Annotated in this window: 25 protein-coding genes and 1 pseudogene; 14 read left to right on the forward strand and 12 right to left on the reverse strand. The window is 73.1% G+C overall.

Going from position 1 to position 25,929, the window contains the following annotated elements; all coding sequences use genetic code 11:
• Positions 1 to 180 precede the first annotated feature (180 nt).
• A complete protein-coding gene (locus KO717_RS07775; protein ID WP_301365334.1) occupies positions 181 to 1,239 on the forward strand; it encodes a DUF2637 domain-containing protein in 1,059 nt (352 codons plus the stop codon).
• A gap of 41 nt (positions 1,240 to 1,280) precedes the next feature.
• Here the strand turns inward: KO717_RS07775 and KO717_RS07780 are convergent, their stop codons facing one another.
• On the reverse strand, positions 1,281 to 1,751 hold the full coding sequence (locus KO717_RS07780) for an ATP-binding protein (RefSeq protein ID WP_301365336.1): 471 nt from the start codon (positions 1,749 to 1,751) through the stop codon (positions 1,281 to 1,283).
• A 129-nt stretch (positions 1,752 to 1,880) separates the two neighbouring features.
• A pseudogene (locus KO717_RS07785) lies at positions 1,881 to 2,502 on the reverse strand (thiamine pyrophosphate-dependent enzyme); the annotation flags it as partial.
• A 112-nt stretch (positions 2,503 to 2,614) separates the two neighbouring features.
• Here KO717_RS07785 and KO717_RS07790 point away from each other — a divergent pair.
• On the forward strand, positions 2,615 to 2,830 hold the full coding sequence (locus KO717_RS07790; protein ID WP_053705012.1) for a hypothetical protein: 216 nt from the start codon (positions 2,615 to 2,617) through the stop codon (positions 2,828 to 2,830).
• A 90-nt stretch (positions 2,831 to 2,920) separates the two neighbouring features.
• Here KO717_RS07790 and KO717_RS07795 read toward each other — a convergent pair whose 3' ends face one another.
• Positions 2,921 to 4,321, reverse strand: a complete 1,401-nt coding sequence (locus KO717_RS07795; RefSeq protein ID WP_301365338.1) for a protein phosphatase 2C domain-containing protein — start codon at positions 4,319 to 4,321, stop codon at positions 2,921 to 2,923.
• 102 nt (positions 4,322 to 4,423) lie between these two features.
• Positions 4,424 to 8,203 (reverse strand): S8 family peptidase, encoded by a 3,780-nt coding sequence (locus tag KO717_RS07800; protein WP_301365339.1) that lies wholly within the window; start codon positions 8,201 to 8,203, stop codon positions 4,424 to 4,426.
• Positions 8,204 to 8,400: 197 nt separating this feature from the next.
• Here KO717_RS07800 and KO717_RS07805 point away from each other — a divergent pair, with 197 nt between their 5' ends.
• The 3 genes from KO717_RS07805 to KO717_RS07815 all read left to right on the forward strand — a co-directional run bounded on the left by KO717_RS07805 (position 8,401) and on the right by KO717_RS07815 (position 10,182).
• A complete protein-coding gene (locus KO717_RS07805) occupies positions 8,401 to 9,378 on the forward strand; it encodes a helix-turn-helix domain-containing protein (RefSeq protein ID WP_301365341.1) in 978 nt (325 codons plus the stop codon).
• Positions 9,379 to 9,402: 24 nt separating this feature from the next.
• Entirely contained in the window at positions 9,403 to 9,885 is a 483-nt protein-coding gene (locus KO717_RS07810; protein WP_301365342.1) for a DUF456 domain-containing protein, read from the forward strand.
• Positions 9,886 to 9,978: 93 nt separating this feature from the next.
• Complete coding sequence (locus KO717_RS07815) at positions 9,979 to 10,182, forward strand: hypothetical protein (protein WP_301365344.1); 204 nt, start codon at positions 9,979 to 9,981, stop codon at positions 10,180 to 10,182.
• A 5-nt stretch (positions 10,183 to 10,187) separates the two neighbouring features.
• On the opposite strand, the gene KO717_RS07820 is transcribed toward KO717_RS07815, so the two are convergent.
• On the reverse strand, positions 10,188 to 10,385 hold the full coding sequence (locus KO717_RS07820; protein ID WP_301365345.1) for a hypothetical protein: 198 nt from the start codon (positions 10,383 to 10,385) through the stop codon (positions 10,188 to 10,190).
• Between the two features lie 178 nt (positions 10,386 to 10,563).
• Between KO717_RS07820 and KO717_RS07825 the strand changes: the two genes are divergently transcribed.
• The gene (locus KO717_RS07825) at positions 10,564 to 11,967 is read left to right on the forward strand and encodes a hypothetical protein (RefSeq protein ID WP_301365347.1); all 1,404 of its coding nucleotides are present in this window, start codon (positions 10,564 to 10,566) and stop codon (positions 11,965 to 11,967) included.
• 32 nt (positions 11,968 to 11,999) lie between these two features.
• Here KO717_RS07825 and KO717_RS07830 read toward each other — a convergent pair whose 3' ends face one another.
• Positions 12,000 to 12,725, reverse strand: coding sequence for a hypothetical protein (locus tag KO717_RS07830; protein ID WP_301365349.1), 726 nt, complete (start codon positions 12,723 to 12,725; stop codon positions 12,000 to 12,002).
• A 237-nt stretch (positions 12,726 to 12,962) separates the two neighbouring features.
• Between KO717_RS07830 and KO717_RS07835 the strand changes: the two genes are divergently transcribed.
• Positions 12,963 to 13,334 (forward strand): PPOX class F420-dependent oxidoreductase, encoded by a 372-nt coding sequence (locus KO717_RS07835; RefSeq protein WP_301365351.1) that lies wholly within the window; start codon positions 12,963 to 12,965, stop codon positions 13,332 to 13,334.
• Between the two features lie 230 nt (positions 13,335 to 13,564).
• On the forward strand, positions 13,565 to 13,918 hold the full coding sequence (locus KO717_RS07840) for a hypothetical protein (protein ID WP_301365353.1): 354 nt from the start codon (positions 13,565 to 13,567) through the stop codon (positions 13,916 to 13,918).
• A 58-nt stretch (positions 13,919 to 13,976) separates the two neighbouring features.
• Here KO717_RS07840 and rsgA read toward each other — a convergent pair whose 3' ends face one another.
• The 4 genes from rsgA to KO717_RS07860 all read right to left on the reverse strand — a co-directional run bounded on the left by rsgA (position 13,977) and on the right by KO717_RS07860 (position 18,123).
• Positions 13,977 to 15,092, reverse strand: coding sequence for a ribosome small subunit-dependent GTPase A (gene rsgA / locus KO717_RS07845; protein ID WP_301365355.1), 1,116 nt, complete (start codon positions 15,090 to 15,092; stop codon positions 13,977 to 13,979).
• Positions 15,093 to 15,374: 282 nt separating this feature from the next.
• The gene (locus KO717_RS07850) at positions 15,375 to 16,208 is read right to left on the reverse strand and encodes a hypothetical protein (RefSeq protein WP_301365356.1); all 834 of its coding nucleotides are present in this window, start codon (positions 16,206 to 16,208) and stop codon (positions 15,375 to 15,377) included.
• Complete coding sequence (locus tag KO717_RS07855) at positions 16,205 to 16,861, reverse strand: response regulator transcription factor (RefSeq protein WP_301365358.1); 657 nt, start codon at positions 16,859 to 16,861, stop codon at positions 16,205 to 16,207. Before KO717_RS07855 ends, KO717_RS07850 begins: the two co-directional genes overlap by 4 nt.
• Complete coding sequence (locus KO717_RS07860; RefSeq protein ID WP_301365360.1) at positions 16,849 to 18,123, reverse strand: sensor histidine kinase; 1,275 nt, start codon at positions 18,121 to 18,123, stop codon at positions 16,849 to 16,851. The genes KO717_RS07855 and KO717_RS07860 overlap by 13 nt, the downstream gene beginning before the upstream one ends.
• 176 nt (positions 18,124 to 18,299) lie before the next feature.
• Between KO717_RS07860 and KO717_RS07865 the strand changes: the two genes are divergently transcribed.
• Both KO717_RS07865 and KO717_RS07870 read left to right on the forward strand, forming a co-directional pair.
• Positions 18,300 to 18,758, forward strand: a complete 459-nt coding sequence (locus tag KO717_RS07865; protein ID WP_301365361.1) for a hypothetical protein — start codon at positions 18,300 to 18,302, stop codon at positions 18,756 to 18,758.
• Between the two features lie 76 nt (positions 18,759 to 18,834).
• A complete protein-coding gene (locus KO717_RS07870) occupies positions 18,835 to 19,236 on the forward strand; it encodes a VOC family protein (RefSeq protein ID WP_301365363.1) in 402 nt (133 codons plus the stop codon).
• On the opposite strand, the gene KO717_RS07875 is transcribed toward KO717_RS07870, so the two are convergent.
• On the reverse strand, positions 19,167 to 19,904 hold the full coding sequence (locus tag KO717_RS07875; protein ID WP_301365364.1) for a helix-turn-helix domain-containing protein: 738 nt from the start codon (positions 19,902 to 19,904) through the stop codon (positions 19,167 to 19,169). The genes KO717_RS07870 and KO717_RS07875 overlap by 70 nt on opposite strands.
• A 187-nt stretch (positions 19,905 to 20,091) precedes the next feature.
• Here KO717_RS07875 and KO717_RS07880 point away from each other — a divergent pair, with 187 nt between their 5' ends.
• Positions 20,092 to 20,925: a class I SAM-dependent methyltransferase gene (locus KO717_RS07880; RefSeq protein ID WP_301365366.1), complete on the forward strand. Its 834-nt coding sequence runs from the start codon at positions 20,092 to 20,094 to the stop codon at positions 20,923 to 20,925.
• 25 nt (positions 20,926 to 20,950) lie between these two features.
• On the opposite strand, the gene KO717_RS07885 is transcribed toward KO717_RS07880, so the two are convergent.
• Positions 20,951 to 22,066, reverse strand: coding sequence for a YihY/virulence factor BrkB family protein (locus KO717_RS07885; protein ID WP_301365367.1), 1,116 nt, complete (start codon positions 22,064 to 22,066; stop codon positions 20,951 to 20,953).
• Positions 22,067 to 22,083: 17 nt separating this feature from the next.
• Between KO717_RS07885 and KO717_RS07890 the strand changes: the two genes are divergently transcribed.
• The 3 genes from KO717_RS07890 (at position 22,084) to KO717_RS07900 (ending at position 25,914) form a co-directional block, all read left to right on the forward strand.
• Complete coding sequence (locus tag KO717_RS07890) at positions 22,084 to 23,727, forward strand: acyl-CoA dehydrogenase family protein (protein ID WP_301365368.1); 1,644 nt, start codon at positions 22,084 to 22,086, stop codon at positions 23,725 to 23,727.
• 355 nt (positions 23,728 to 24,082) lie between these two features.
• Positions 24,083 to 25,345 (forward strand): GAF domain-containing protein, encoded by a 1,263-nt coding sequence (locus KO717_RS07895; RefSeq protein ID WP_301374412.1) that lies wholly within the window; start codon positions 24,083 to 24,085, stop codon positions 25,343 to 25,345.
• Positions 25,346 to 25,350: 5 nt separating this feature from the next.
• A complete protein-coding gene (locus KO717_RS07900) occupies positions 25,351 to 25,914 on the forward strand; it encodes a GNAT family N-acetyltransferase (RefSeq protein ID WP_301365369.1) in 564 nt (187 codons plus the stop codon).
• The last annotated feature ends 15 nt before the right edge of the window (positions 25,915 to 25,929 follow it).

The following is a 25,929-nucleotide window of genomic DNA, read 5'->3' on the forward strand; positions in this document are numbered from 1 at the left end:
AACACAACTCAGCTCGTACGGGCGCCAGTTCGAGACACAACACCCTATCCGGCGGGCCCCGCCCCCCGATGGCGTCCACTTGCCCCGAAACCCGCGTGCACCGCTCACCGCCTACGCCACTATGGCGCCCGGAAAGCCGTACAGCCGCATGGCCGCATACGCGAGGCAAGGGACATCCGCATGAGACTGACCGACATATCGCTGGACTGGCTGCTGCCCGGCAGCCTGCTGATCCTGGGCGTACTTGCGGCAGTTGCGGTACTGGCCCGTGGCAAGCGCGAGAGCGAGAAGGCCGCGGCCGACGACAGCTGGGAGCGCAGCGAGGAACGGCGGCGGCGCAAGGAAGCCGTCTACGGGACCGCTTCGTACGTTCTGCTCTTCTGCTGTGCGGCGGTCGCCGCCGCACTCTCCTTCCACGGGCTGGTCGGCTTCGGCCGGCAGAATCTCAACCTCTCCGGAGGCTGGGAGTACCTGGTCCCCTTCGGCCTCGACGGCGCCGCGATGTTCTGCTCGGTGCTCGCCGTGCGCGAGGCCAGCCACGGTGACGCGGCCCTGGGCTCGCGCATGCTCGTCTGGCTGTTCGCGGGCGCGGCCGCGTGGTTCAACTGGGTGCACGCTCCGCGGGGCATGGGCCACGACGGGGCCCCGCAGTTCTTCGCGGGGATGTCGCTCTCGGCGGCCGTGCTCTTCGACCGCGCCCTCAAGCAGACCCGCCGGGCGGCGCTGCGCGAACAGGGCCTGATCCCGAGGCCGTTGCCCCAGATCCGGATGGTCCGCTGGCTGCGGGCCCCCCGGGAGACCTTCGGCGCCTGGTCGCTCATGCTGCTGGAGGGGGTGCGCACCCTCGACGAGGCCGTGGACGAGGTGCGCGAGGACAAGAAGGAGCGGGAGCAGGACCGGCACCGCAGGCGCGATCAGAACCGGCTGGACCGGGCGCGCATCAAGGCGCTGGGCCGGCAGAACCGGGCGTTCGGGCGTTCGCGCGGCCGTCAGGTCGAGCTCCCGGAACTGACGCAGGGAGCGGGCTCCGCGCCGGTCGGCGCGGAGCCGGCCATACCGGAATCAGGACAGCTGCCCCTGCGACGCCGGCCCTCCCTGCAGGCCGTCAACCGAACCGAATCCATTGACGTGACCGGCACCCGGACGGTGGACCTCACCGCCGAGGACGACACCCAGACCATTCCCCGGCTGGACTCGCTGGAGCGCAAACTGAAGGACCTGGAGCAGCAGTTCGGCTGACCCGGTCCGCCCGTACGGGGAACCCCGCGGGGCCCGCCTGTTCAGGCGGGCCCTCCGTCGTAGGGCCCGTCGTACGGCGCGTCGTGCCGTCCGTCGAGCTCGAACCACACCACCTTGCCGCTGCCCAGGGCCAGCGCGTCCACGCCCCAGTCGTCGGCGAGCGCCTGCACCAGCACCAGTCCCCGGCCGTGCGTACCGTCGTCGGCGGTCGGTACGTACGGCCGGGGACGGCGTGCGGCGTAGTCCCGGACCTCTACCCGTAAGCGGGTGGCGGCGAGACTCGCGTGCACCTCCGCGCCCCGGTCGGTGTGGACGAGCGCGTTGGTGACGAGCTCGGTGATCAGCAGCTCGGCCACCTCGGCGGCATCGGTCCTGCACCGGTGGCGCATCAACTCCCGCAGAGCCCGGCGGACTTCGCCGACCGCCTTCAGGTCGGCCCGGCGTACGCTCCGGGTGATCCGCAGCGTGTCCACCGCTTCCCCGTCCTCGTCGGCGGACGGCTCGCGCGGCACCGGCCTCCCTCTCCCCCACAGCTTCCCGGTCTTCGCCCCCACCCGCACGGCGATGTCCCTCCCGTGTCCTTGCTCTCGAACAGGTCTACGGGATGCATGCCCCCCGGGCGGTTCCGCACTCCTGCGGGCTTACGGGCGGGGCGCGTTGCGGAGGCCGGATCGAGCCATCCGGATCATGCGACCCCCCTCCCCTCCCCACATGATCTTGCTGTCGGACCGTGCGAATCCGGTCACCGTGAAGACACCGGACTTCGGAGGAACCGACAGGCCGGCCGGGTCCGTCACCCTGTCCGTCGGAGCGGGTCCCGAATGCCGGAATGCGCCCTTCAAAGCCCCTGTGAGCTGCTGGGGGTTCTCCACACGGCCCCCCTGCGCCCCCACCATGCGGGCGAGGGCGGCGAAGCCGGGGTTCCTGCCCCCCGCCCCGCAGGAGGGCAGGCCGGAAACCGGCATCTCCCACGCGGCCTTTCCGACGGATGAGCTGGTGAAGAGGACCACTTTGACGGGCAGGCCGTACTGCACCGGGGTGAGGAAATCTCCCCTCGGCATCGAGAAACCGCCGCGTCCGGCCTCGACAGCACTTGACGGTTCCGGCCGGTGAACCGTGAGCCGATGACCGGTGGAAGGGCGCCGGCCATGGAGCCGTGGCCAAAGGAGCCGATGATGCTCCGTTCGCCGTTCGGGAAAGATAGCGCGCCGCCCACCCGTTGCACATGCCGGTGCCGACGGTGAACACGGCGCGTTCGCCTGCCGAGACTCTCGGCAGGACTCACCCGAATGGAGTAATCCAGCGCGCCACCCAGATGGGTGAAGATCAAGCTGGTGAGTGCCCCAACCGAGGCAATCCGTGAAAGGGAAACCACATGCGCATTCGACGAACTTTCGCCGCCGTCATCGCCACGGCAGCCCTCGCCGGACTCGGCCTCACTGGTGCTGCCACCGCGTCCGCCGCCCCTGCCACCCCCACCGTCGCCGTCACCGAAAACCCCACCCCTGGTGAGTGCATCGACGGCGGCGGAAAGGTCGGGGCGAACAACATCTGCGAGGGCGGAACGCGCAACGGGGAGCTGGTCGACTGAATCTCACGGTGCGCCCCGCAGCCACGCGCCGCGGGGCGCACCGGCGCAAGCACGCTGCATCAGCGAGACACCGGGGCCACGGGTGCCCGGTCAGGCCTCCCAGACCGCGGCAGCAGTGCGGTCGTCGGCGTACCCCTTGAGGCGGAGCTGGGTGTCCGCGAGGAAGGCCGCGAGGCCCGGCGGCTCCTGACCGGCCCAGCGGGCGGCGAGCTCCGCCGGGAGGGCGGCCTCCTCCCGCATCGGTTCCGCCAGGCCCCCGGAGCACAGGAGCAGGGTGTCGCCGGGCCGGGCCACGGCCGCGCGGAAGCGGAAACCGCCCTCGGTGTCCTCGGCCTGCTGCCCGGCGGGTTCCAGGTCCTGCCACTGCCCCGAGCGGAGCCGGAACAGGCCGCCCGCGCCCGCGCCGAAGCACACCCGGGTGCGGCATGCCGGGTCCACGGGGAGCAGCAGCCCGCGCAGCCCGGCGGTGTACGCCGGTTCCGCGAGCCCCAGCTCGGCCGCGCGGGCCCGCAGTCGCCCGTAGCCCCGGTCGGTGAGCCGTTGCAGGCCCGAGCGCAGGGCGTCGCGGCGCCCGGCGCGGATGTCGTCGGCCAGGCGTTCCTGGCTGCGCCCGACGGCGGCCGCGACGGTGCGGCACAGTTCGGCGGCGGCTTCGGCGGCGCCGGGGGCGGCCCGGTCCCCGCCCGCGAGGGCGACCAGGACCAGCGCGTCGTCACCGCTGCCGAAGCGGGCGGTGAGCAGGAAGTCGCGGCGGGCCTCGCCCCGGTAGCGGGCGGAGTCCCCGCGCAGGGAGGCGGCGCGCAGGGTGTAGGTGCCGTAGCGGGCCCCCTCCAGGACGGTGTCCGGGGTCAGCCCCTCGACGGCGGCCGGGTCGGCGGGCGGGAGGGCGCCGGGTTCGGGGGCGTAGGTGGGGGCGCGGTCGCCCAGGTGGGAGACCTGGGGCCGGACGGCCTCCGGTCCGGCCGCCACCGGCCCGGGCCCGGGCTCGGGCCCCGGGTCGGAGTCGGCCACGGACTCCGGCTGCGGCCGGGGCTGCGGGTCCGGGTCCGGGTCGAACCAGGCCTCCGGGCTCGGCGCATCCCGGTGCCGCACCGGAAGCTCGGGCCCGCGCACCGGTGGTACGGCCACTCCTCCGAGCGCGTACCCCGTGGCGTCGCCCGCCCGGGGGTCCCGCGGCGGCGGGAGGGTGGGCAGGGTCGGGGTCGGTGCCGGCTCCCCCTGCCGGGGGCCGGGAAGAAGAGGCTCCGGGGCGCGCGGGGGTTCCGGCGGGCCCGGGTCCGGCACGAGGCCCGGTGCCGGGCCCGTGGCCGGCGGCGACGCCGATGCCGGTGCCGTGCCCGGTACCGGTGCCGTGCCCGGTGCCGGTTCCGTCGTCACGCCCGCCGCCGAGCGGAACCGGTTGTCCAGGGTGTCCCCCGGGTCGGGTTCCGCTCCCGCGTCCGGGCCCTCGTAGAGCTTCTGCCACCAGTCGTCCGCGCCCTGCTGACTCATGGCTCCATTCTCGGCCTCCCATGGGGGCGGAAAACGCCGAATGCGCGAAAAGGGTCCACCGGACCGCCGTCCGGTGGACCCCTCATATCGCACCCGTACGGGTCAGCGCACGTCGTACGCCCGTACGGTCGTCTGGGTGACCGTGGCGCCCTTCGCGTCGGTCAGTTCGGCCTTCAGCGACACGGGCCTGCCGGAGGCTCCGGCGTGGTCGACGACCGCGCTCCACCGGCCGCCCCGCTCGCTCACCTTCGCCTGCGTCCAGTGCTCACCGTCGTAGGAGTACGACAGCTTCGCCGACTTCAGCGCACCCGGGGTGTAGCCCGCATGTCCGGTGACGGCCAGCCCGATGTTCTGGCCGTCCGCCGCCGCGACCGTCTTCATGCCGTCGAGCGGGGCCGTGTACCGCGGGAAGAGGATCGCCAGCCCCTGCGAGTACGCCGACGGGTCGAGCTCCGAGGAGAAGCCCCAGGTGGTCTGCACGGCGGTGGAGCGCTGCCAGACCCGGGCGGGCGGGCCGATCTTCTCGATGGACTGGGTGAGTTCGTACCGGCCCTCCTGCGCCGGCACTTCGAAGACCCCGAACGGGTACCAGCTCTCCCCGACGACCTCACCGCCCCGCTCCAGGACGAGTGAGCCGATGTCACCGAAGGAGCCCGGCTGCGCGGCGTGGCCGCTGTCGCCCCACATGGCGGGGGCGAAGCCGATCAGGTTGCCCTGCCGCTCGGCGGCGAGGGTCTCCTGGCCCGCGAGGTCGCGCGGCGCGACCGGGCCGGTGATGCCGTCGTACCAAGTGGCGTTGTTCTTCTGCCCCTTGGCGTAGGTGCGCTGCTCGCCGACCATGAACTCGCCCCAGGGGAAGCTGCTGGAGAGCAGCTGGTCCCAGGCGGTGTCCCCGGCGGAGTGGTACTCGGTGCGCGTCCCCGGAGCAGCGACGGTCTCGATCCCGCCGAAGTACACGGCGGTGCCGATCGGCCGGTAGGCCCCGGCCATGTCCACGAAGTCGGCCGCGACACCCATGGAGTTGTACGTGGACACGGTCTGTCCGAGGTCACGGTCGCGCACCCGGTAGGTGTGGCCGCCGCTCTTGACCTCACCGGTCTCGGGGAGGGCGAGGGAGTAGACGTACGGGCTCTGCGACTCGGCCTTCCAGGACAGGGTGACCTTGCCGGTCGCGAGCCTGGCCAGCAGCGCCTTCGCCTCGGCGCTCTCGATGGTCAGCGCGGGCAGTGAGCCGCCCGCGTAGCCGGTGGAGCCGGCCCAGCGGCCGGGGGCCTCGCGGTGGGCGAGGACCGCCACGGCGCCGGCGGCCCGCGCGTTCTGCGCGGCCTCGTGCAGTGCGCCGTCGGCCGCCTTCACGAGGACGACCGCGCCGTCGGCGCCCGCCGCGGCGAGTTCCCCGGGGGTGCCGGAGCCGGCGTCGACGAGCGGCGCGCTGCCGGTCCCGTCGAGGTTGTCGCTGCCGGTGGACGCGGTGATCGGGTGCAGGACCGGGCCGCCGCCGGCCTTCAGCTCGGAGACGAGCGGGGCGGCCGCCCGCCAGTAGGACGCGAACTCGAAGTCGCCGTCCTCGGCGCGGCCTTCGACGGAGGCGTAGAAGCCGCGGATGGTGCGGCCGCCCATGGCCGTGCCCGCGTGCAGCCATACGCCGTCCCAGCTGCGGGCGAATCCGAGGGTGGTGTTGCGGGCCTCGACCGGCTTGTCGGCGGCGATGTCCAGGCGCCCGGCCTTACGGGCGTCCAGGACGACGGTGGTGTCCTTCTTCAGTTCGACCTGGGGGCGGCCGAGGTAGGTCAGGGAGTCGAGCAGCCTGTCGCCCTCTCCCTCTCCCCGGTCGGGGGTGGCGACGAAGGCGGAGAGGAAGTACGCGCCCGGGCGCACCCGGTAGACCTGGTCCGCGGAGCCCTCGTTGAAGCGGCGCTCGCCGCCGGCGTCGTCGGTGCCGATCACGTCCAGCGAGGAGGGCCCGGCGGCGGGCCGGCCCGCGCGGTCGACGAGCTTGACGCGCAGGGTCACGGTCTCGGGCTCGGCGTAGAGGGAGAAGGGGGTGGAGACGCGGACGCCGTTCGCGGTGGCGACGACGCGGCCGGTGACGTCCCCGTACTGGGAGCGCTCCAGCTTCGCCGCCGGGTCGAGGGTGAGCGGCACCCTGGTGGTGGCGCCGGCCGGGACGGTCACCGTACGCCTCTCCAGGCGGGCCACCTGGGCGCGGACGGGCGAGCCGTCGTTGCCGGTGACCTTCTCGACGGCCAGGTTCAGGGTGACGGGGCTCTTGCCGAGGTTGGTGTACGGGACCTCGACGGTGGTGCGGTCGCTGCGGTCCTGCGGCCAGTTGTACGTGCCGCCCTGGACGGCGGGCGCACCGGTCACGGTGGTGTCGAGGGCGGCCTTCACGTCGAGGCGGCCGCCGCCGGTCTCCCGTACGTCCCCGGGGACGGTGGTGGCGGCCGAGCCGACGAGGGCAGCCTTGATCTGCTGCGCGGTCCAGTCGGGGTGGCGCTGCTTGACGACGGCGGCGGCGCCCGCGACGTGCGGGGTGGCCATCGAGGTGCCGGACATGGACCGGTAGGCGTACACCCCGCGGCCGCCGGCGGCGGCGGCGGAGATGCCGACGCCGGGTGCGGCGATCTCGGGCTTGAGGGTGTGCTGGGGTCCGGCCGGGCCGCGGCTGGAGAAGACGGCCGTACTGTCGTCCCGGTCGACGGCGCCCACGGTCAGGACGGAGGCGGCGCAACCGGGCGAGGAGACCGTGTTGTTGCCGGGGCCGGAGTTGCCGGCGGCGACGACGAAGAGCGGGCCCTGCCGGGAGAGCCGTTCGGCTGCGGCGGCGAGCGGGTCGTCGCAGGCGGTCTGCGAGGGGTCGCCCAGGCTCATGGAGACCACGTCGGCCTTGGCTTCGACGGCCCACTCCATGCCCGCGATGATCCACGAATCGAGGCCGTAGCCCCCGTCGTTCAGGACCTTTCCGCTGAGCAGCTCGGCGCCGGGGGCCACGCCCTTCCTGGCGCCGCCGCTCTCGGCGCCGGAGCCGCCGACGGTGGAGATGGTGTGGGTGCCGTGGCCCTGCCGGTCCGCGTCGGTGTCGGAGTCGGTGAAGTTCCTCGACGCGGTGACGCGGCCCCGGAGGTCGGGGTGGTCCAGGTCCGTTCCGGTGTCGAGTACGGCGACCTTGGTGCCCTTGCCGTCGTATCCGGCGGCCCAGGCGGCGGTGGCGGCCACCTGCTTCGTGGAACGCTCCAGGTTCGCCTGGACCTTGCCGTCCAGCCACAGCTTCTTCAGCCCGCCCGCCACGGAGCGCGCGCGGGGGTCCGTACCGGTGACGTCCGACCAGAAGGCGGCGGCCTGCTCCTTGTCGGCGGTGAGGGCGACGGCGCCGATGGAGCCGAGGACGAGGGAGCGGTCGGCGCCGCGGGGCGTGGGCGGGGCGCTGCGCGCCACGTTCACGGATCCGTCGTAGACCGCGATGAGCGGCAGCTTCCTGGTGTGCGCGTCGTCGTAGCCCTGCCGGACGAGGCCGGTGACGTTGAAGAGCTCGTGGTCGACCGTGCCGGCGGCGAGGGCCCCCACCGCGCCCTCGGGGTAGACGTACAGGTCCGTGCCCGACTGCCGGGTCTGCACGAGCGGCTGCGAGCCGTCCGGGCGCGGCATCGCGGTGGCGGCGGTGCGGCCGGACGCGTCGGTGGACACCAGGATCCGGTCGCCGGTGACCAGGGTCACCGTGACGGGGGCCGTGGGCCGCTTGCCGGCCGCCTCGCCGCCGACGAGGGGTCTCTTCCCCGCTCCGGGCGTTCCGTCGGCCGGCTGCGCCGCCGTCGGGCCGATGGCGGTGACGGCCAGGACGGCCGCGGTGGCCGCCCCGAGTGCCGTACGCGATATCGGACGCATCGCTCTCCCCAGGTGAATTCCGGCCAACTGCTGCATTGCACGGCGAAGCGCCGCGTAAATGGCTTCCGACCGGCGGATGTTGGTGCTGCGGTGGCGTCACCTTGGCAGAGTGGCATCGGGTGCGGCGATGATGTCCGCGGCGGGTTTGCGCCGTGGCCGCTTCCCGCCAGGCGCGTGTCGAAAGGTGGGTGGACGGGTTGCTGGGTGCCATAGGCCTGGACGAGGGCCAGGAGTCGGCGTACCGCGCGCTGGTCGCGCTGGGGGCCGCGGAGGTACCCGATCTCGCGCACCGGCTGACACTGCCGGTGCCGCACACCGAACGGGCCCTGCGTCACCTGGAGCGGCACGGGCTGGCGGCGCAGTCCTCGGCCCGGCCCGGCCGCTGGGTGGCGGCCCCGCCGGGGGTGGCCCTGGGGGCGCTGCTGACCCAGCAGCGGCACGAGCTGGAGCAGGCGGAGCTGGCGGCGGCGCTGCTGGCCGAGGAGTACCGGGCGGAGGCGTCCGAACCGGCGGTGCACGACCTGGTGGAGGTGGTGCAGGGGGCGAGCGCGGTGGCGCACCGCTTCCACCAGATCCAGCTGGGCGCGGAGAAGGAGGTCTGCGCGCTGGTCACCGGCCGGCCTCAGGTGGTGACGGGGACCGACAACGAGGCGGAGGACCGGGCCTCCGTACGCGGGGTCGACTACCGGGTGGTCATCGAGCGGGAGGTGCTGACCCTGCCGAGCGGGATCCGGGAGGCGTCGACGGCACTGGCGCGCGGCGAGCGGATCCGGGTGACGGCGGAGGTCCCGACGAAGCTGGTGATCGCGGACCGGACGCTGGCCATGGTCCCGCTGACGGCCCGCGGGGCGGAGCCGGCGGCGCTGGTGGTGCACGCGTCAGGGCTGCTGGAGTCCCTGACCGGCCTGTTCGAGGCGGTGTGGCGGGAGTCGCTGCCGCTGCGGCTGGGGGCGGCCGGTTCGGCGGAGGAGGCCGGGGGCAGCCCCGACACCACGGACCTGGAGATCCTCTCGCTGCTCCTGGCGGGCATGACGGACGCGAGCGTGGCGAAGCACCTGGAGCTGGGGCTGCGGACGGTGCAGCGGCGGGTCAAGGGGCTGATGGAGCTGTCCGGGGTGACGACACGGCTGCAGCTGGGCTGGCACGCGTACGAGCGGGGCTGGGTGGCCCGATAGCCCCTGGTCGGTCAGGCTGAGCGCATGGATCTGCCTCAGCTGCTGCTGGTGGGGCTGGTGCTGCTGCTCGGGGTGGTCGGTGTGCTGATCCCGGGTGTGCCGGGCACCTGGCTGGTGTGGGCGGGGCTGCTGTGGTGGGCGCTGCACGTGCGCTCGGCGACGGCGTGGTCCCTGCTGGTCGCGGCGACGGCCCTGCTGCTGGTGGTCCAGGTGGTGAAGTGGCTGCTGCCGCCCCGGCACGTGCGGGGGCTGGGCATCACGACACGGATGGTGGTGTTCGCGGGGGCCGGGGCGCTCCTGGGCTTCGTCCTGGTGCCGGTGGTGGGGGCCGTACCGGGGTTCATCGGCGGCATCTACCTGTGCGAGCGGCTCCGCCTGGGGACGCACGGTGAGGCCTGGGCGTCGGTGCGGGCGGTGATGCGGGCGGTGGGGACGAGCGTGCTGGTGGAGCTGTTCGCGTGCCTGACGGTGGTGGGGGCGTGGGTGGGGGCGGTGGTGGCGCAGTAGGCGCCCGCCGGCCGGCGCGGGCAGCCCGGGGTGCGGCCCTCCCGATCGGGGGTTACGCTCTCAGCCCCTGACTCGATCGGTCGTGGAGGCGCCATGGGTACGTCCGTTCCGGGCACGCCGGCCTCCCCCGCCAGGCAGCTGCCGGCGGACGCCGGCGAGCCGGCCTGCCTGCTGCACCTCGTCTGCGACGCGTGCGGACGCCTGGACGCCGCAGGCGAGGGGCACTGCTGCACCCGGTGCGGCACCCCGCTCACCGACGGGAACGACGAAAAGAACGGGAACCCGCAGGTCCCGTAGCCGCGTCAGTCGATCGGCTTGCCGTTGTAGCTGCCATCGACGCAGATCCACGAACCCTGGGCGGATTCGTACTCCACCGATCCGCCGCCGTCCATGCACGTCTGTCCGTCGATGGTGGGCACGGCAGCGTGCGCGGCGGGGGCCACGGCACCAAGACCGGCCACGATCACGGTGGCTATGAACCAGCAAAGTCGTGTACGCATCAGAACCTCCTGCAGGGACGAGTGCACGGTCGTCACCAGCCTCGCCCCGCACCGCGTCGAGCCGCGCACCCTACTGCTCCATTCGGGTGACGCCCGCATCCCCGTCATTGCACGGAAGTCGGCTCCCGTGAGGCGCATACCGGGGGCGTTCACCCCATGGCGGGAGCAGGCTGATGCCATGGAAATCAAGCCCCATGTGGTCGTAGAGCCACCGGATGGCAACGGCTTGCGGAAAATCGTGATCGACGGCAAACCCGCAGGCAGGGTGTGGAGCCACCAAGAACTGCAGAAAATCCTGCAGCGCGCCGGCGTGGCGCCCGATGCCGACATCGAATGGCGCGGCGGAAACTGCACGGTATGGCCGGCCCACAGCTGGGGACGGCGAACCGCCGGCACCGTCATGGCAGTCGGCTTCCTGGTGACTGCGGCGATGTGCCTCTGGATAGGCATGAAGGACTCCCTGGACGCCCTCACCTTCGCCGGGCGGGTGACCGGATTCCTCTTCCTGTTCATGGCCGCAGTGGAACTGATCGCCGCGGCGACCTGTTTCGACTACTGGCGCAATCGCAAGAAGGAGTACTCAGGACCGATCCTTCTCCTCGGAGCGCTGGTCGAATTCTTCGTCGCTTCGGTGCTGCTCCTGATGTATTTCTTCAGCAGGGACAGGCCGTCGTACACGCTGTGCCTGGCGCTCTGGGCGGGCATGCTGATCTGTGCTTCATGGTCCCTGTGGGTGCTCTGCCGCCGCCGGGTGTGGACGGTGCTCCGCTATCCCGGGCGCATCGCGGTCGGGGCGATCGTCTCCACCCTCCTCGTCATCACCAACCTGGCGTACACCCAGGTCTACCTTCCCTCCATGACGCGTCCGCTGGTGCAGGGTTCGGCAGAGATCGGAATGCCGACCCTGAACAAGGACGGGACGAAGATGTACCTGCGGGTCCGCCTGCTCCTCAAGAACTCCGGCCAGGTTCCGGTCCACATCCTCGGCAGCATCTACTGGATCCAGCTCAAGCTCGCGAGCGACCCGAAGGACAGGTACAAGTTGCTCAAACCCGGCCAGCTGGTCAAGCCGCCGGGGCGGGAGTTGAGCCCGCAGGAGGAGATCTCGGAAGATGTGGTCGTCGAGGTCAAGAACCCCGGAAAGGCCGACTACGAAGCGGTCACCGCCCAGGTGGAGGCTTATGCGTTCAGGCAGGACCGGATGACCATAGATGCTGCCTTCAAGAATTCCGGGACGTGGCGGGGAAAGCTCAAGAAGGAAGGGAAGGACAACGACCCTCCGGCGCCCCCGCCGGCCGACAAGGAATACTTCAGGTACCAGTCCGCGATCTCCCAGAGCAGTGAGCTCCTGAACCTGACCCGAGGCCGGGAGCGCGTGACGGTCTGGTGGCTGTACCGCCGCCTGCCGGTCGTCTACGTGGAAGTGGCGAGTCCCGGTGACCGGAAGCACTTCAACCTCATCGACCCCAAGGAGCAGAGGCGGGCCGTCGACCGGTACGGCCTGGCATTCGTGCGCGGCTCGATGGCGCAGATGCCGTACACGGAACTCCTGAAGGAGGCCCAGGCCCACCGTCCGGGCTGAGCGGCCGGTGGGCGGTGGGCGGTGGTACGCGGCTACACGTGCTCGGGATCGTACAGTCGGATGCTGGCGTGATGCCTCGGAGTGGACTGGGCGTTGTGCTCGTGCGCAGCCCGCAAGGCGTCCTGCTTGTGGTCGTACACCTCGGGGCCGGCGTCTCCTTCGGGGCACGACACGACCCAGTCCCAGAAGTCCCGGGCATCGGCAAGGACCTCGCCGAATTGCCGGGCGGCCTGGACGTCGGTGAACGCCTCGGCCAGGGTGTCGAGTGCGTCCAGAACCGGCAGTGCCTCGACCGGTGTCAGACCGACGAACCAGGGGTCGGGCAACGGACCGGCGACGAACCACGGGTCCGGCAGCGGACCGGCGACGAGCCAGGGGTCGGGCAGCGGACCGGCGACGAGCCAGGGGTCCGGCAGCGGGCCGGCGCTTTCGTCCGGGCCCGTCAGCGGCTTGGGCCGGCGGATGCCGACGGGGAAGACCTTCGGGCGCGGGCAGAGGTCCTCGAGTTCCGAGAAGGACTCCAGAAGGGGCTCCATACGGGCGAAGACGTCCACCGGCGTCAGCCGCTCCGCGTCGCCGTTCAGGCCGGCCGCGACACGGGTCAGCTTGCGGTGCAGCCGGCGTGCCCTGACTTCGGGCAGAGCACGGCCGAGGTAGCGCTGTGCCTGGGCGACCAGGAAACGGTCCCAGTCACGTGACGTCTTGATCCTCATGAGGACGAACGGGGGCAGATTCCGCACATCGTCGTCGGTGCGCATGGGACGGCCTTTCCCACCGGCTCCACACCGGGCACCAGAGCCTGGACGGTGTACCGGCGAAAGCTGGGGACACGGCCAGACTCGCCGCGGAACGCATGCAGCGCCCGCCGGGAAATCCATACGGGTGAGGTGGCCGATCGGCCTGCGGTATTCCGTCCGGCCCCGTCGATGACGAGCCGAAAGGCCTAAGTCCGCAGCCCGATGCGGGGAGCGGCGGTGGCTGCGAGGGTGGGCGGTATGACGGACTTCAAGGGTTTCAGCGAGGCCGAACTGGCGTATCTGCGTTCCCAGCACCTGGGCCGCCTGGCCACGGTGGACGCGGCCGGTCAGCCGCAGGCGAACCCGGTGGGGTTCTTCCCGCAGGAGGACGGGACGATCCTGGTGGGCGGAATGGCGATGGGCACGACGAAGAAGTGGCGCAACCTGCACGGGAATCCCCGGCTGTCCCTGGTCGTGGACGACCTGGTGAGCGTCCGGCCCTGGCGGGTGCGCGGCATCGAGATCCGGGGGCGCGCCACGCTGGAGACGGGCCCGCACGAGCTCGGTCCCCATTTCAGCCCGGAGGTGATCCGGATCCATCCGGAACGCGTCCACGCGTGGGGGCTCTGACCGGCCCCGGAGCGCGCTCCGCCGGTGTGCGGGGGCCGCGCATCCGCCGTACGGCGCCCGGTGCTGACGCTCTGCTTAGGGGAGGAAGGGCGACAGTGAGGGGTCGGGGCTCATGACGCCTTGAGGGGGGAGTACCGGTGCCGATCCGGATCAGGGGCCGCGCCGTCGTCGATGCCGTGGGGAGTGCCGTTTCCGCGGCCTCGCACGGCATGGCGCCACAGCGGCCGTCCGTGACCCGTTCACGTCTCACCTGCCTCTACGGCGGGGTGTTCCTGCTGGCCGGGACGGCGCTGCTGGCCGTGGTCCACCTGCTCGCGGTGCAGGCCGTGAGCAGGGGCAGCGATCCCCTCATCGAAGTGCGTTCGGAGTCCGCGATCGTACTGGCGCCCGCCGGCTGTCCGGGGGCGCCGGACGGCGGACCGGCCCCCTGTCCGGCCCCCGTGCGGCAGCAGCCCCAGGACTCGCTGGTGGCATCCACCGCGCTCGTCCTGGCCGCTCTCGTCCCTCTGTCGGCCGCCGTGGGATACGTGACCGCCGGATACGCCCTGTCGCCGCTCCGGCGGATCACGCGCAGCACCCGGTGAGGGCGGTCCCGGGCAGGGTCGGGGTCCCGGCCGTCGGCACCCCGCCCCCGGCTGCGCCTCAGACCCGGCCGCCCCGCTTGGCGGCGTGGTTGGCCCGGCCCTCCGCCGACTTCATGCGCCAGTCGCGGCGGATCTCCGACCGCAGCCGGGCGTCCGTCTTGGCGACGATCCGCTGGTTCTCCCGCAGGAGCTTGCGGTAGCTCTCCAGGCGGCGGTCCGGGAGCTCGCCGGAGTCCAGCGCGGCGAGCACCGCGCAGCCCGGCTCCGCCTCGTGCGCGCAGTCGTGGAAGCGGCAGTTCTCCGCGTATTCCTCGATCTCCGAGAAGACCTGGCCGACCCCGGTCTCGGCGTCCCAGAGCCCGACGCCGCGCAGTCCGGGCGTGTCGATCAGGACGCCGCCGCCCGGCAGGGCGAGCAGGTTGCGCGTGGTGGTGGTGTGCCGGCCCTTGCCGTCGACCTCGCGGGCCGCCTGCACCTCCATGACCTCGGCGCCGAGCAGCGCGTTGGCCAGCGTGGACTTGCCGGCGCCCGAGACGCCGAGCAGCACGCTGGTGCCGTCGCCGACGATCGCGGCCAGCACGTCCGTACCCTCCCCGGTGAGGGAGGAGACGGTCAGCACCTGGACGCCCGGCGCGGTGGCCTCCACGTCCTCGACCAGGTGCCCGAGCGTCGCCGCGTCCGGGGCCAGGTCCGCCTTGGTGAGGACGACCAGCGGCTGTGCCCCCGATTCCCAGGCCAGGGCCAGGAAGCGCTCGATGCGCCCGAGGTCCAGCTCGACGGCGAGGGAGACCGCGATGATGGCGTGGTCGACGTTGGCGGCGAGGATCTGTCCCTCGGACCGTTGCGAGGAGGTGGACCGTACGAAGGCGGTCCGGCGCGGCAGGTACGCCTTCACGTAGCGGGGGTTGCCGGCCGCCTCGACGGCGGCCCAGTCCCCGGTGCAGATGACCCGGAGCGGGTCGTGCGGGGTGACGAAGGCGGTGTCGGCGCGGACGATGCCGTCCGCGGTCATGACGTCGCACTGGCCGCGGTCGACGCGTACGACGCGGCCGGGCAGGAGGCCCTGCTCCGCGTACGGGGCGAACTCGGCCTCCCACGCGTCGTCCCAGCCGAAGGGGGCGAGGGCGTGCGGGAGCGAGGTCTGCGGGAAGGACGGGAAAGCGGAGAAAGACAAGGGAAACCCTTCACAGGGTGGCCCCGGCCGCGGGCGCTCGCTCGGTGGCGGCGCGCGAAGAGGTGTGAGGTCAGCCGGAGACCACAGAAGTGACATTGATGGTCTTCTGAGTGCGGGCAGCGCCCTGCGCGATGACAGTCATCAACGAACTCACCTCCGGGTCCATGCACATGCTGATCGTCCTCCACCGGTCGGCGGGAACTGATCCACCGTAACAAGCCCGGTCCCGCCGGGGCCACTTCTTTTTTCCGGCGGCCTCCCGTGCGGCGGGCAGGGCACGGCCTAGGACTCGCCGGGAGCCGCCCAGGGCCCGTCCGGGTACGCCGCCTGGGCGCGGCCGACGCCCGCCTCGATGTCCAGGCTGCGGGGCGACGCGGCGTCGCGCAGGGCGTCGGGCACCTCGCAGCGGCCGGCTCCGGCCTCGCAGCGGACCTTGAAGCGGGTGGCCGCGGGCACGGTGAGGGCCAGGCGGCCGGAGCCGACGCGGGCCGTGACCGCGTCGGGCGGGGTGACGAAGGTGGCGACGGCCCGCCCCGAGCCGACCCGGATCTCGGCCCGGTCCGAGGAGAGTCCGGTGGCGTGCAGGTGGCCCGAGCCGATCTTGGCGCGCAGGGCGCCGCGGAGCCCGGCGATCTCGACCTGGCCGGAGTCGGCCTCGGTGTCGACGGTGCCGCCCAGGCCGCTGAGCGCGATCCGGCCGGAACGGGTCGTCACCTTGACGGGGATGTCCACGGGTACGGTGACCGCCAGCCGGACCGAACAGCCGGCCCCGGCGGCCGGCCAGAAGTCCTCGCCGGAGCAGTGCGGGGTCAGCCGCAGGGTGTCGCCGAGCCGGCTCTCCTCGATGGTGGGCGCCTTGAGGGACCAGCTGACCGTGGCCCGGTAGCCGACCTGCTGGTCCCCGCGGGGGGTGACGGTGATGTCCGCGTCGCCTCCCACGATCTCCAGCGCGGTCACCGGGCGGCCGTCGCTGACGCCGCTCAGGGTGTCGCTCCGGGTGCTCCCCCAGGACCACACCTGCCAGGTGGCCGGTGCCACCACGAGGACGGCGCTGAGCAGGGCGGCGGTGATCCAGGCCGTGCGGTGCCTGCGGCGGGGCTTTTCGTCCGGGGTCACGGCGTGCGCTCCAGGAAGCGCAGGACCGCGAGAACCCGGCGGTGGTCGCCGTCGGCCGGCGGCAGGTCGAGCTTGGCGAAGATGCTGTTGATGTGTTTGGCCACCGCGCTCTCGCTCACGACGAGTTCGGCCGCGATACCGGCGTTGGAGCGGCCCTCGGCCATCAGGGCCAGTACCTCGCGCTCGCGCGGGGTGAGCCGGCCCAGCGGATCCGGGCCGCCGCCACGGCGTACCAGGAGCTGGGCGACGACCTGCGGGTCGAGTGCGGTGCCGCCGGAGGCGACGCGGCGCAGGGCGTCGATGAACTCCTCCACGTCGGCGACCCGTTGTTTGAGCAGGTAGCCGATGCCGGCGCGGGTCTGGGTGGCGAGCAGGTCTGCGGCGTAACGTTCCTCCACGTACTGCGAGAGCAGCAGCACGGCCGTGCCGGGGCTCTCCTGGCGGATCATCAGGGCCGCCCGGACGCCCTCGTCGGTGAAGCCGGGCGGCATCCGCACGTCCACGAGAGCCAGTTCGGGGCGGTGTTCTGCGACGGCGGCGAGCAGACCCTCGGCGTCGCCGGTCTCGGCGACCACCTCGAATCCGGCCATTTCCAGGACTTTGACGAGTCCTATGCGCAGCAGGACGGAGTCCTCGGCGATCACAGCCCGCACGGCAGCTCCACGGTGATGACGGTCGGACCCCCGAGGGGGCTTTCGATCTTGATGGTTCCGTCGACGGACCCTACGCGTTTGCGCAGCCCCACCAGACCGGTGCCCCGGGCGGGGTCGGCGCCGCCCACCCCGTCGTCGGTGACGGTGATCCGCAGCAGGTCCCCGCCGCGGCCGGGTCCGCCGGCCGCCGGACCGCGTACGAGGTGCACCCGGCAGCGTTCCGCCCGGGCGTGCTTGGCCACGTTGGCCAGGGTTTCGGAGACCACGAAATAGGCGACGGCCTCCACGGTGGCCCCGGGCCGCCGGCCGATGTCCACGGTCAGTTCGACGGGGAACGGGGCCCGGGCGGCGATCCCGGAGAGCGCGGCGTCGAGCCCGCGGTCCTCGAGTACGGCCGGATGCAGGCCCCGTACCAGGCTGTTCAGCTCCTCGATGGCCTCCTTCGCCTCGCGGTGCGCCTCGTCGATGACGGCCTTGGCCTCGGCCGGCAGGTCGGGGAGGGTGGCGCGGGCGATGCCGAGGTTCATGGCCAGGGCGACCAGTCGCTGCTGGGCTCCGTCGTGCAGGTCCCGTTCGATCCGGCGGCGTTCGAGGTCGGCGGCGTCCAGCACCCCGGCCCGGCTCTCCGCGAGGTCCTCGACCCGCCGCTCCAGTTCACGGGCCCGGTTCGGGCCTAGGAGGGCGGCCGCGGCGACGGCGTCCAGCCGGGCGAAGAGGGCGGCGAGCCAGGGCGCGGCGAGCAGCAGCAGGACGCCGCCGCCGGTGATGGTGTCGTAGTCGTTGCCCCAGGCGGGTGTCCGGGTCTGCGTGGGCAGGATCCAGATCCAGCCGTAGACGCAGGTGGCGGCGACGCCGAAGGCCCAGGCGAGCACCACCAGCGCGCCGGCGACGGCGGCCAGCGGGCTGACCAGCAGGTGGTAGCCGTACTGCCGCCAGGTCGCCTCGGAGCGCATCCGCTTCACCAGTGCGCTCGGGGTGAACCGGCCTCCCTCCCGGGCGACCTTGGGCACGTCGAGTCCGAGCAGGGCCCGGAACCGGCTGCGTTGGAGCCGGGTGAGGAGCGGGCCGAGCAGCAGGATCAGCAGCGGCGGGATCGTGCCGGGTCCGGGCGCGGTGACGGTGCACGTGAGGCCGAGGAGCACGGGCAGGGCGGCCGGGATGGCCGCCGCGGTGAAGGCCGTGTTGCGCCAGGCCCATGCCGACCAGGGCGCGTGCGCCGTGATCCAGGTGTACGTACGCCTCGGCGCCCCGCGAATTGCCATGCCCCGTACGGTAATCGCACTGATCAGGGGCCTGCCATCATGCGGGCACCCGCACGGGGGTGTACCTGGTGCCACCCCGGATCCGGATCATGGGGCTACTGATCGGGCGGGCCCGGCCGACGAGGCTGGTGGTGTGCCCGGGGGACGGACCGCCGGGCCGGAAGGAGACCCTCGTCATGGCTTTCGTCGCCCCGCAGCCGCGCGCCTGGCGCACGGCCCGCACCGCCCGTACCCCTCGCACCGCCTTCACCGTCCGCACCGCCCGCTCGGTCCGCGCCCCCCGGACGGCGACCGTACTCACCGGCGCCGGACTGGTGTTGCTGCCCTGGGTGGTGGTGCTGGCGAAGACGATGCCGCAGACCACCGAGGTCTCCCACTGGTCCACGGCGTGGATCGGCCTGGACCTGATGCTGGCCGCCGGGCTGACCGGGACCGGGGCGCTGCTGCGCAGGCGAGATCCCAGGGCGTCCCCGGTCGCGGCGGCGACGGCCGCGCTGCTGGTGATGGACGCCTGGTTCGACGTCACGACCTCGGCCGGGACCGGCGGGCAGGGGATGGCGCTGCTGCTGGCGGCGGGCGCGGAGCTGCCGTTGGCGGTCGCCTGCGCGGTGGTGGCAGCGCGCCGGCCGCGCTGATGCCGGTACGTGACACGGCGCGGCCGGTGTCCGATTCGTTCAAGACGGGCGCCCGGTGCCCGCCTAGCCTGCTGCCATGACTCCTCGACTCGACCTGATCGGCATGGTGGTCTCCGACATGGCCGCCTCGCTCGCCTTCTACCGCCGCCTCGGGCTGGACGTCCCGGCCGAGGCCGACGGCCTGCCGCACGTGGAGGCCGTCCTGCCCGGGGGCCTGCGGATCGCGTGGGACACGGAGGAGACCGTCCGCTCCTTCGACCCGTCATGGACCCCGCCCACCGGTGACGGCCGCCGGGACCTGGCCTTCCTGTGCGACTCCCCCGCCGAGGTGGACGCGCTCTACGCCGAACTGACCGCCGCCGGGCACACCGGGCACCTGAAGCCCTGGGACGCCTTCTGGGGCCAGCGCTACGCCGTCGTCCTCGACCCGGACGGCTGCGGGGTCTCGCTCTTCGCCCCGTCGGCCCCGGCGGCGTAGGCCCGCAGGGTCGTCCCGGCCAGCGCCCGCACGTCGCGCGAGAGGTGCGCCTGGTCGGCGTACCCGGCGACCGCGGCGACCTCGGCGTACGGCAGGCCCGCGCGGGCCAGGGCCAGGGCGCGGCGCAGCCGCAGGATGCGGCCGAGCGTCCGCGGGCCGTACCCGAAGGCGTCGAGCGAGCGCCGGTGCAGCTGCCGCTCGCCGAGGCCGACGGCGCCGGCGATGGCGTACACCGCGTCCCCCGCGCGGAGCCGGGCCACGACCTCGGCGGCCAGCGGGTCGGGCGGCCCCGCATCGGCGGCGCGGGCGCGGGCCAGCGCCTCGAGTCCCGCGCGCGCGTCCCCGTACCCCTCGACCAGCCCGGACGCCCGGCGTACGGCGCGGGCGGGCCAGAGGTCCGCCAGCTCGACGCGCCGGTCCCGCAGTGCGTGCGCCGGTACGCCGATCAGCGCGGGCGCGGTGCCGGGCGCGAGCCGGATCCCGGCGAAGGCGCCGCCGGGGACCTCCCCGGCCGGATGCGGCCCGGTGTCGGGGCCGGCCACCAGCAGCCGCCCGTCGGCCCAGAGCAGGTCCATGCAGCCATCGGGCAGCACCACCGAGCCGCCGCCCGCGGTGGCGCGCCACAGCACGGCTCCGGGGACGGCTGCGGACACCGCTTCCTCGTACACCACTCCAGGTTAGGGACCGGGCGTCTCTTTCGGATCAGGCCCGGCTCTTTCGGATCAGGCCCGGCGCGCCTCGGTGGGGCGGGAGGGCGCCGGTGGAGGATCGGTGGGGCGGCGGATGCGGCCGATGCGGGCCGCATCCGCCGCGTCCGAGGCATCCCCTTTCCCCGCCCCGTGAAGAGGTCCGGACGTGAACCTGCCCGACGACGACCCGCCGCCGCGTCCCGACGGGGCGGCCGGCGGCCGCTACGGCGAGGCGGTGTTCCGGCCGGAGCTGGCGGGCGAGGACGACCGCATCGACCTCGGCGCGCTCGCCTACGACGACTTCACGCTGGCGCGGCTGCGCGCGCTGGGCGCCGGGCCCGGCTGGCGCTGCCTGGACGTGGGCGCGGGAACGGGTACGGTCGCCCGGCTCCTCCTGGACCGGGCCGGGGTCTCGGAGGTCCTCGCCGTCGACCGGGACACGGCCTTCCTCAGGGCACATCCGGCGCCCGGGCTCACTCCGCTGGAGGCGGACATCACCGCCCTGGACTTCAGCCCGGGGCGGTTCCAGCTGGTGCACGCCCGGTTCGTGCTGATGCACCTGCGGAACTGGCCGAGGATGATCGGCAAGCTCGCCTCGCTGGTCGCCCCGGGCGGTGTCCTGGTCCTCGGCGACGCGGTCGACCTGACCACCCCGGCCGCGCCGGCGACCCCGTACGGCCGGGTGATGCGGGCGATGTGGCAGGGGCTCGGGGACAGCCTGGGCACCGACGTCTCCTGGGTACCGGGCTATCCCGAGCACCTGCGGGAGGCCGGTCTGCTGTCCGTGGGGGCCGAGATCCTCGTCCCTCCGCTGCTGCCCGGCAGCCCCATCAGCCGGTTCTGGGCCGGTACGTGGGAGCGGGCGCGGGGCCCGATGACGGCCACCGGGCTGGTCGACGACGCGGAGATCGACGCGGCGATCCGCTACCTGGAGTCACCGGACTGCGCCGCGCTCTCCCCAGGCCTGCTCACCGCCTGGGGTGTGAAGGGCCCGGCGTAGCGTTTCCCCACCACCGGCCGGGCCCTCAGTGCTTGCGCAGCCGGGAGTGGTAGTCCTCGGGCGGCAGGAACTTCGACCACCGCTCCGGGAACTCCGACGGCATCGCGTCGTCCTCGTCGTCCTCCGACTCGCCCTCCGCCATCGCCCGCCAGGCGGCGGCCCGCGCGATCAGCTGGGCGGCCTCCGCCTCCCGGGCCCGCTCGTTCGCCTCGCGCGCCGCCGCCGTGGCCACGGAGGGCCAGACGCGGTCGATCGCGGCGTTGACGGCGGCGCCGACGAGCACCGCGAAGGCCGAGATGCCGATCCACAGGAGTACGGCCACGGGCGCGGCCAGTGACCCGTAGATCGTCGGCCCCTCCACCGTGTTGGTGAGGTAGATCCGCAGCAGGAACGAGCCCAGCACCCACATGGCGAGGGCCACCAGCGCCCCGGGCACGTCCTCGATCCACGGCGAGCGCACGGGTACGGACACGTGGTAGAGCGTCGTGAGGAAGGCGATGGACAGCAAGGTCACCGTCGGCCAGTACAGGACCGCGATCACTTCGGTGCCCCAGGGCACCAGCCGGACGACCGCGTCCGGCCCCACCACCATCAGCGGCAGCACGATCGCGCCGATCAACAGGGCGATGATGTAGAGCAGGAAGGCCAGCAGCCTGGTCTTGACGATGCCGCGCTGGCCGTCGAGCCCGTACATCACGGTGATGGTGTCGATGAAGACGTTCACGGCGCGCGATCCGGACCAGAGGGCGAAGGCGAAGCCGAGCGAGATCAGGTCGGGGCGGCCGCGCCCGGTGACGTCGTCGAGCAGGGGCCGCGCGATGTCGTTGACGCCCCGGTCGGACAGGACCGTGCCGACCGCCGCCAGGATGTTCTCCTCGATGCTCTCGACCGTGCGGGTGTCCGTCCAGCCGTCCACGTAGCCGAGCAGACCCAGCAGGCCCAGGAAGAGCGGGGGCAGCGAGAGCAGCGTGAAGAACGCCGCCTCGGCCGCGAGCCCGAGGATCCGGTACTCGATGCACGAGTTGACGGTGTCCTTCAGCAGCAGCCAGCCCATCTTCCGCATCGAGACGTTGCGGTAAAGGGCACGGGCCCGGTGGAGCCGTCCTGGGATCCGCTCGGGTGTTTCTTTTGCTGGCTGCACGTCCTTACGGTATCCGCATGGCAGCCACCACCCACACAGTCAGCAACCAGGCCCCTCCCCTGGTGGGGTACGACGTCTACGGCGGCGATCGGGCCCTCACCGAGGGCGTCGAGCGTCACCTGGCGTCCGCGGATCCCGAACTCCTCGGCGAGGTACGGCAGGAGCTCACCGACCTCGGGCACGCGGCGGGTTCCGCGCAGGCCCAGGAATGGGGTGTGCAGTCGAACGAGAATCCGCCCAAGCTGCGGACGCACGACCGGTACGGGAACCGGATCGACGAGGTCGATTTCCACCCGGCCTGGCACCGGCTGCTCGGGCACGCCGTGACGTCCGGGCTCACCGACGCCTGGGGGCGTCCGGCCGGGCATCTGCGCCGGGCCGCAGGGTTCTTCATCTGGTCGCAGGCCGAGGCGGGCCACGGCTGCCCGATCTCGATGACGCACGCCGCCGTGCCGGCGCTGCGCACCGATCCGGTGCTCGCCGCCGAATGGGAGCCGCGGCTGACCTCGCACGTGTACGAGCAGGGGCTGCGGCCGGCCGCCGAGAAGGGCGGTGTGCTCTTCGGGATGGGGATGACGGAGAAGCAGGGCGGCAGCGACGTACGGGCGAACACGACGGCCGCGGTGCCGCTGGACGCGTCCGGCGAGTACCTGCTGACCGGGCACAAGTGGTTCTGCTCGGCGCCGATGTGCGACGGCTTCCTGGTGCTGGCGCAGGCCCCGGGCGGCCTGACGTGCTTCCTGGTGCCGCGGGTGCTGCCGGACGGTACGCGCAACGTCTTCGCGATCCAGCGGCTGAAGGACAAGCTGGGCAACAAGTCGAACGCGTCGAGCGAGGTGGAATTCGACGGGACGTGGGCGCGGCGGGTCGGTGAGGAGGGCCGCGGGGTGCGGACCATCATCGAGATGGTCGCGGCGACCCGGCTGGACTGCGTGATCGGCTCGGCCTCGCTGATGCGGCAGGCCCTGACCCAGGCCGTGCACCACGCGGAGCACCGCTCTGCTTTCGGAGCACCGCTCATCGACCAGCCGCTGATGCGCAACGTGCTCGCCGACCTCGCCCTTGAGTCGGAGGCCGCCACCACCTTGACCCTGCGCCTGGCCGCCGCCAACGACGCCGGGACGGAGCAGGAGAAGGCCTTCCTGCGCCTCGCCGTGCCCGCCGCCAAGTACTGGGTGACCAAGCGCTGTACGCCGATGGTGGCGGAGGCCCTGGAATGTCTGGGGGGCAACGGCTACGTAGAGGAGTCGGGGCTGCCCAGACTGCTGCGGGAATCCCCGCTGAACTCCATCTGGGAGGGCTCGGGCAACGTGCAGGCGCTGGACGTACTGCGCGCCCTGCAGCGCGAGCCGCACGCGCTGAACGCCTTCCTCCAGGAGGTCGGCCTGGCCCGGGGCGCGGACCACCGGCTGGATTCGGCCATCAAGGACCTGCTGACGGATCTCGCCGATCTGGACGGGATCGAGGCACGGGCCCGCCGGGTCGTCGAGCGCATGGCGCTGGTGCTCCAGGGGTCGCTGCTGGTGCGGTGGGCCCCGCCGGAGGTCGCGGACGCCTTCTGCGCCTCGCGGCTGGGCGGTGACTGGGGCGCGGCCTTCGGCACGCTGCCGCACACCCTCGACCTGCGATCGGTGGTGGAACGGGCGCGGATCCAGGGCTAGGGGAGAGCCCCCGTCGGGCTCCACGGCGGTCCCCAAACCGCTCCCAGCCGGGATCCGGGCCCATCACCGGGTACAGGGGTGGCGCCGCGCCGACTCGGCACCACCCCTGATCCGAAGCCCCGAGGAGGAGCCGGACGCCGCTCTGCGGCGTCCGGACAGTTTCGGTCGGCCGACCGGGACTTGGCGAGAGTTGCATACCGTTGCAACCTTTGAGTCGGCAGCCGTCCGTCGGGGTGCCCGGGGAAGCGGCACGCGCGTACCGCCGGGCGGCTGGCGTCGTACGTCCTGTTCGCACGGGGAGGTTCCGGTGGCCGACACCACAGGCAGCACGGTCGATGTGGCACGCATCTCGGCCATGGACGCGCGGGCCGCGGCACGTCTGCTCAAGGGCGTGCGGGCGGCCGCGCTCGCCGGGGACCGCCCGCCGGCCGCGCCCCGGCCGGAGATCGCGGAGTCCTGGCGCCGGATGCTGGCCGGCGGGGTGCACCCGGACCGGGACGCGCGCTCGCGCATGCTGTCGGCCGCCGAGACCGAGGAGCGGCGGCACGTCTCGCCGCTGCGGGAGATCCTGCCGGTGCTGCGCGAGGGGCTGCTGCCCGCCCTGGACGAGGCCCTGCACATCATGGTCGTCGCCGACGCGGACGGGCGGCTGCTGTGGCGGGAGGGCCACTCCTCGATCCTGCGCAAGGCGGACCGGCTCGGCTTCGCGGTCGGGGCCGACTGGGACGAGGCCGTCGTGGGCACGAACGGGGTCGGCACCGCCCTGGTGGCCCGGCGCCCGGTGCAGGTGTTCTCGGCCGAGCACTTCGTCTCCAGCCACCACGACTGGACCTGTGCCGGGGCGCCCGTACGGGACCCGCGCGACGGGCGGCTGCTGGGCGTGGTCGACGTCAGCGGTCCGCTGGCCACCATGCACCCGGCGACGCTGGCGTGGGTGACCTCGGTGGCCCGGCTCGCGGAGCGTGAGCTGCGGCTGCGGCACCTGGAGTCGCTGGAGCGGCTGCGGACGGTGGCGGCCCCTCTGCTGGCCCGGCTGCCGGGACAGGCGCTGGCCGTGGACCCGAACGGCTGGACGGCGGCGGTGACGGGCCTGGCCCCGGCGGAGCGGATCCCGCTGCCGAAGGCCTTCGGGCCGGGCCGGGTGTGGGTGCCGCGACTCGGGGAGTGCGTGGTGGAGCCGCTGCCCGGCGGCTGGCTGCTGCGAGTGGCCCAGGACCGTCACGGCACGGCGGCGACCCGGATCGTCCTGGACCTCAGCCGGGCGGGATGCTGGTCGGCGACGGTGTACGGACCCTCCGGGAGCTGGTCGCAGGAGCTGAGCCCGCGCCACGCGGAGCTGCTGTTCCTGCTGACGGAGAGCCCGCGGGGACGCTCGGCGGCGGAGCTGGCCGGGGAGCTGTTCGGGGATCCGACGCGCACGGTGACGGTCCGCGCGGAGCTGTCCCGCGTACGCCGCCACCTCGCGGGCGTCCTCACCCACCGGCCGTACCGGTTCGCGGAGGAGGTGGAGGTGGAGCTGATCCGGCCCGAGGACCCGGCCGAGCTGCTCCCGCACTCGACCGCGCCCGCGGTGGTCCGGGCCCGCCTGGGCCGGACGGGGCCCGGCATGATTCCCTGAGCTGCATGAGCACCATCACTCTCACCACCTGGTCGCTGGAGATGACCTCTCCGGCGGACCTCGTCCCGGCGGCTCCGGCGGGCCCGGAGATATCCATCGCACGGGCGGAGGTCCCCTCCCCCGAGTTCAGCCGCTTCCTGTACGCCTCGGTGGGCGGTGACATCCACTGGACGGACCGGCTCTCCCTGACCCGCGCGCAGTGGGTGGAGCAGCTGGAGCGGCCGGGGGTGGAGACGTGGGTGGCGTACGACCGGGGCACGCCGGCCGGGTACGTGGAGCTCGACCCGCAGGACGACGGCGTGGTGGAGATCATGTACTTCGGGCTCCTCCCCGACTTCCGCGGCCGCCGCATCGGCGGGCACCTGCTGTCGGTGGGCGTCGCGCGCGCGTGGTCCCTCGCGGAGCGGTGGCCGGACCGGGAGCCGACCCGGCGGGTGTGGGTGCACACGTGCAGTCAGGACGGGCCGACGGCGATGAGCAACTACGAGCGGCGCGGCTTCAAGGTCTTCAAGACGGAGACCGAGTCCAAGGTGGAAACCCCGACCCCCGGCCCCTGGCCCGGGGCGTAGCGCATCGAGCCCGGC

The sequence above is a fragment of the Streptomyces xanthophaeus genome, from assembly GCF_030440515.1.
Classification (GTDB): domain Bacteria; phylum Actinomycetota; class Actinomycetes; order Streptomycetales; family Streptomycetaceae; genus Streptomyces; species Streptomyces kutzneri.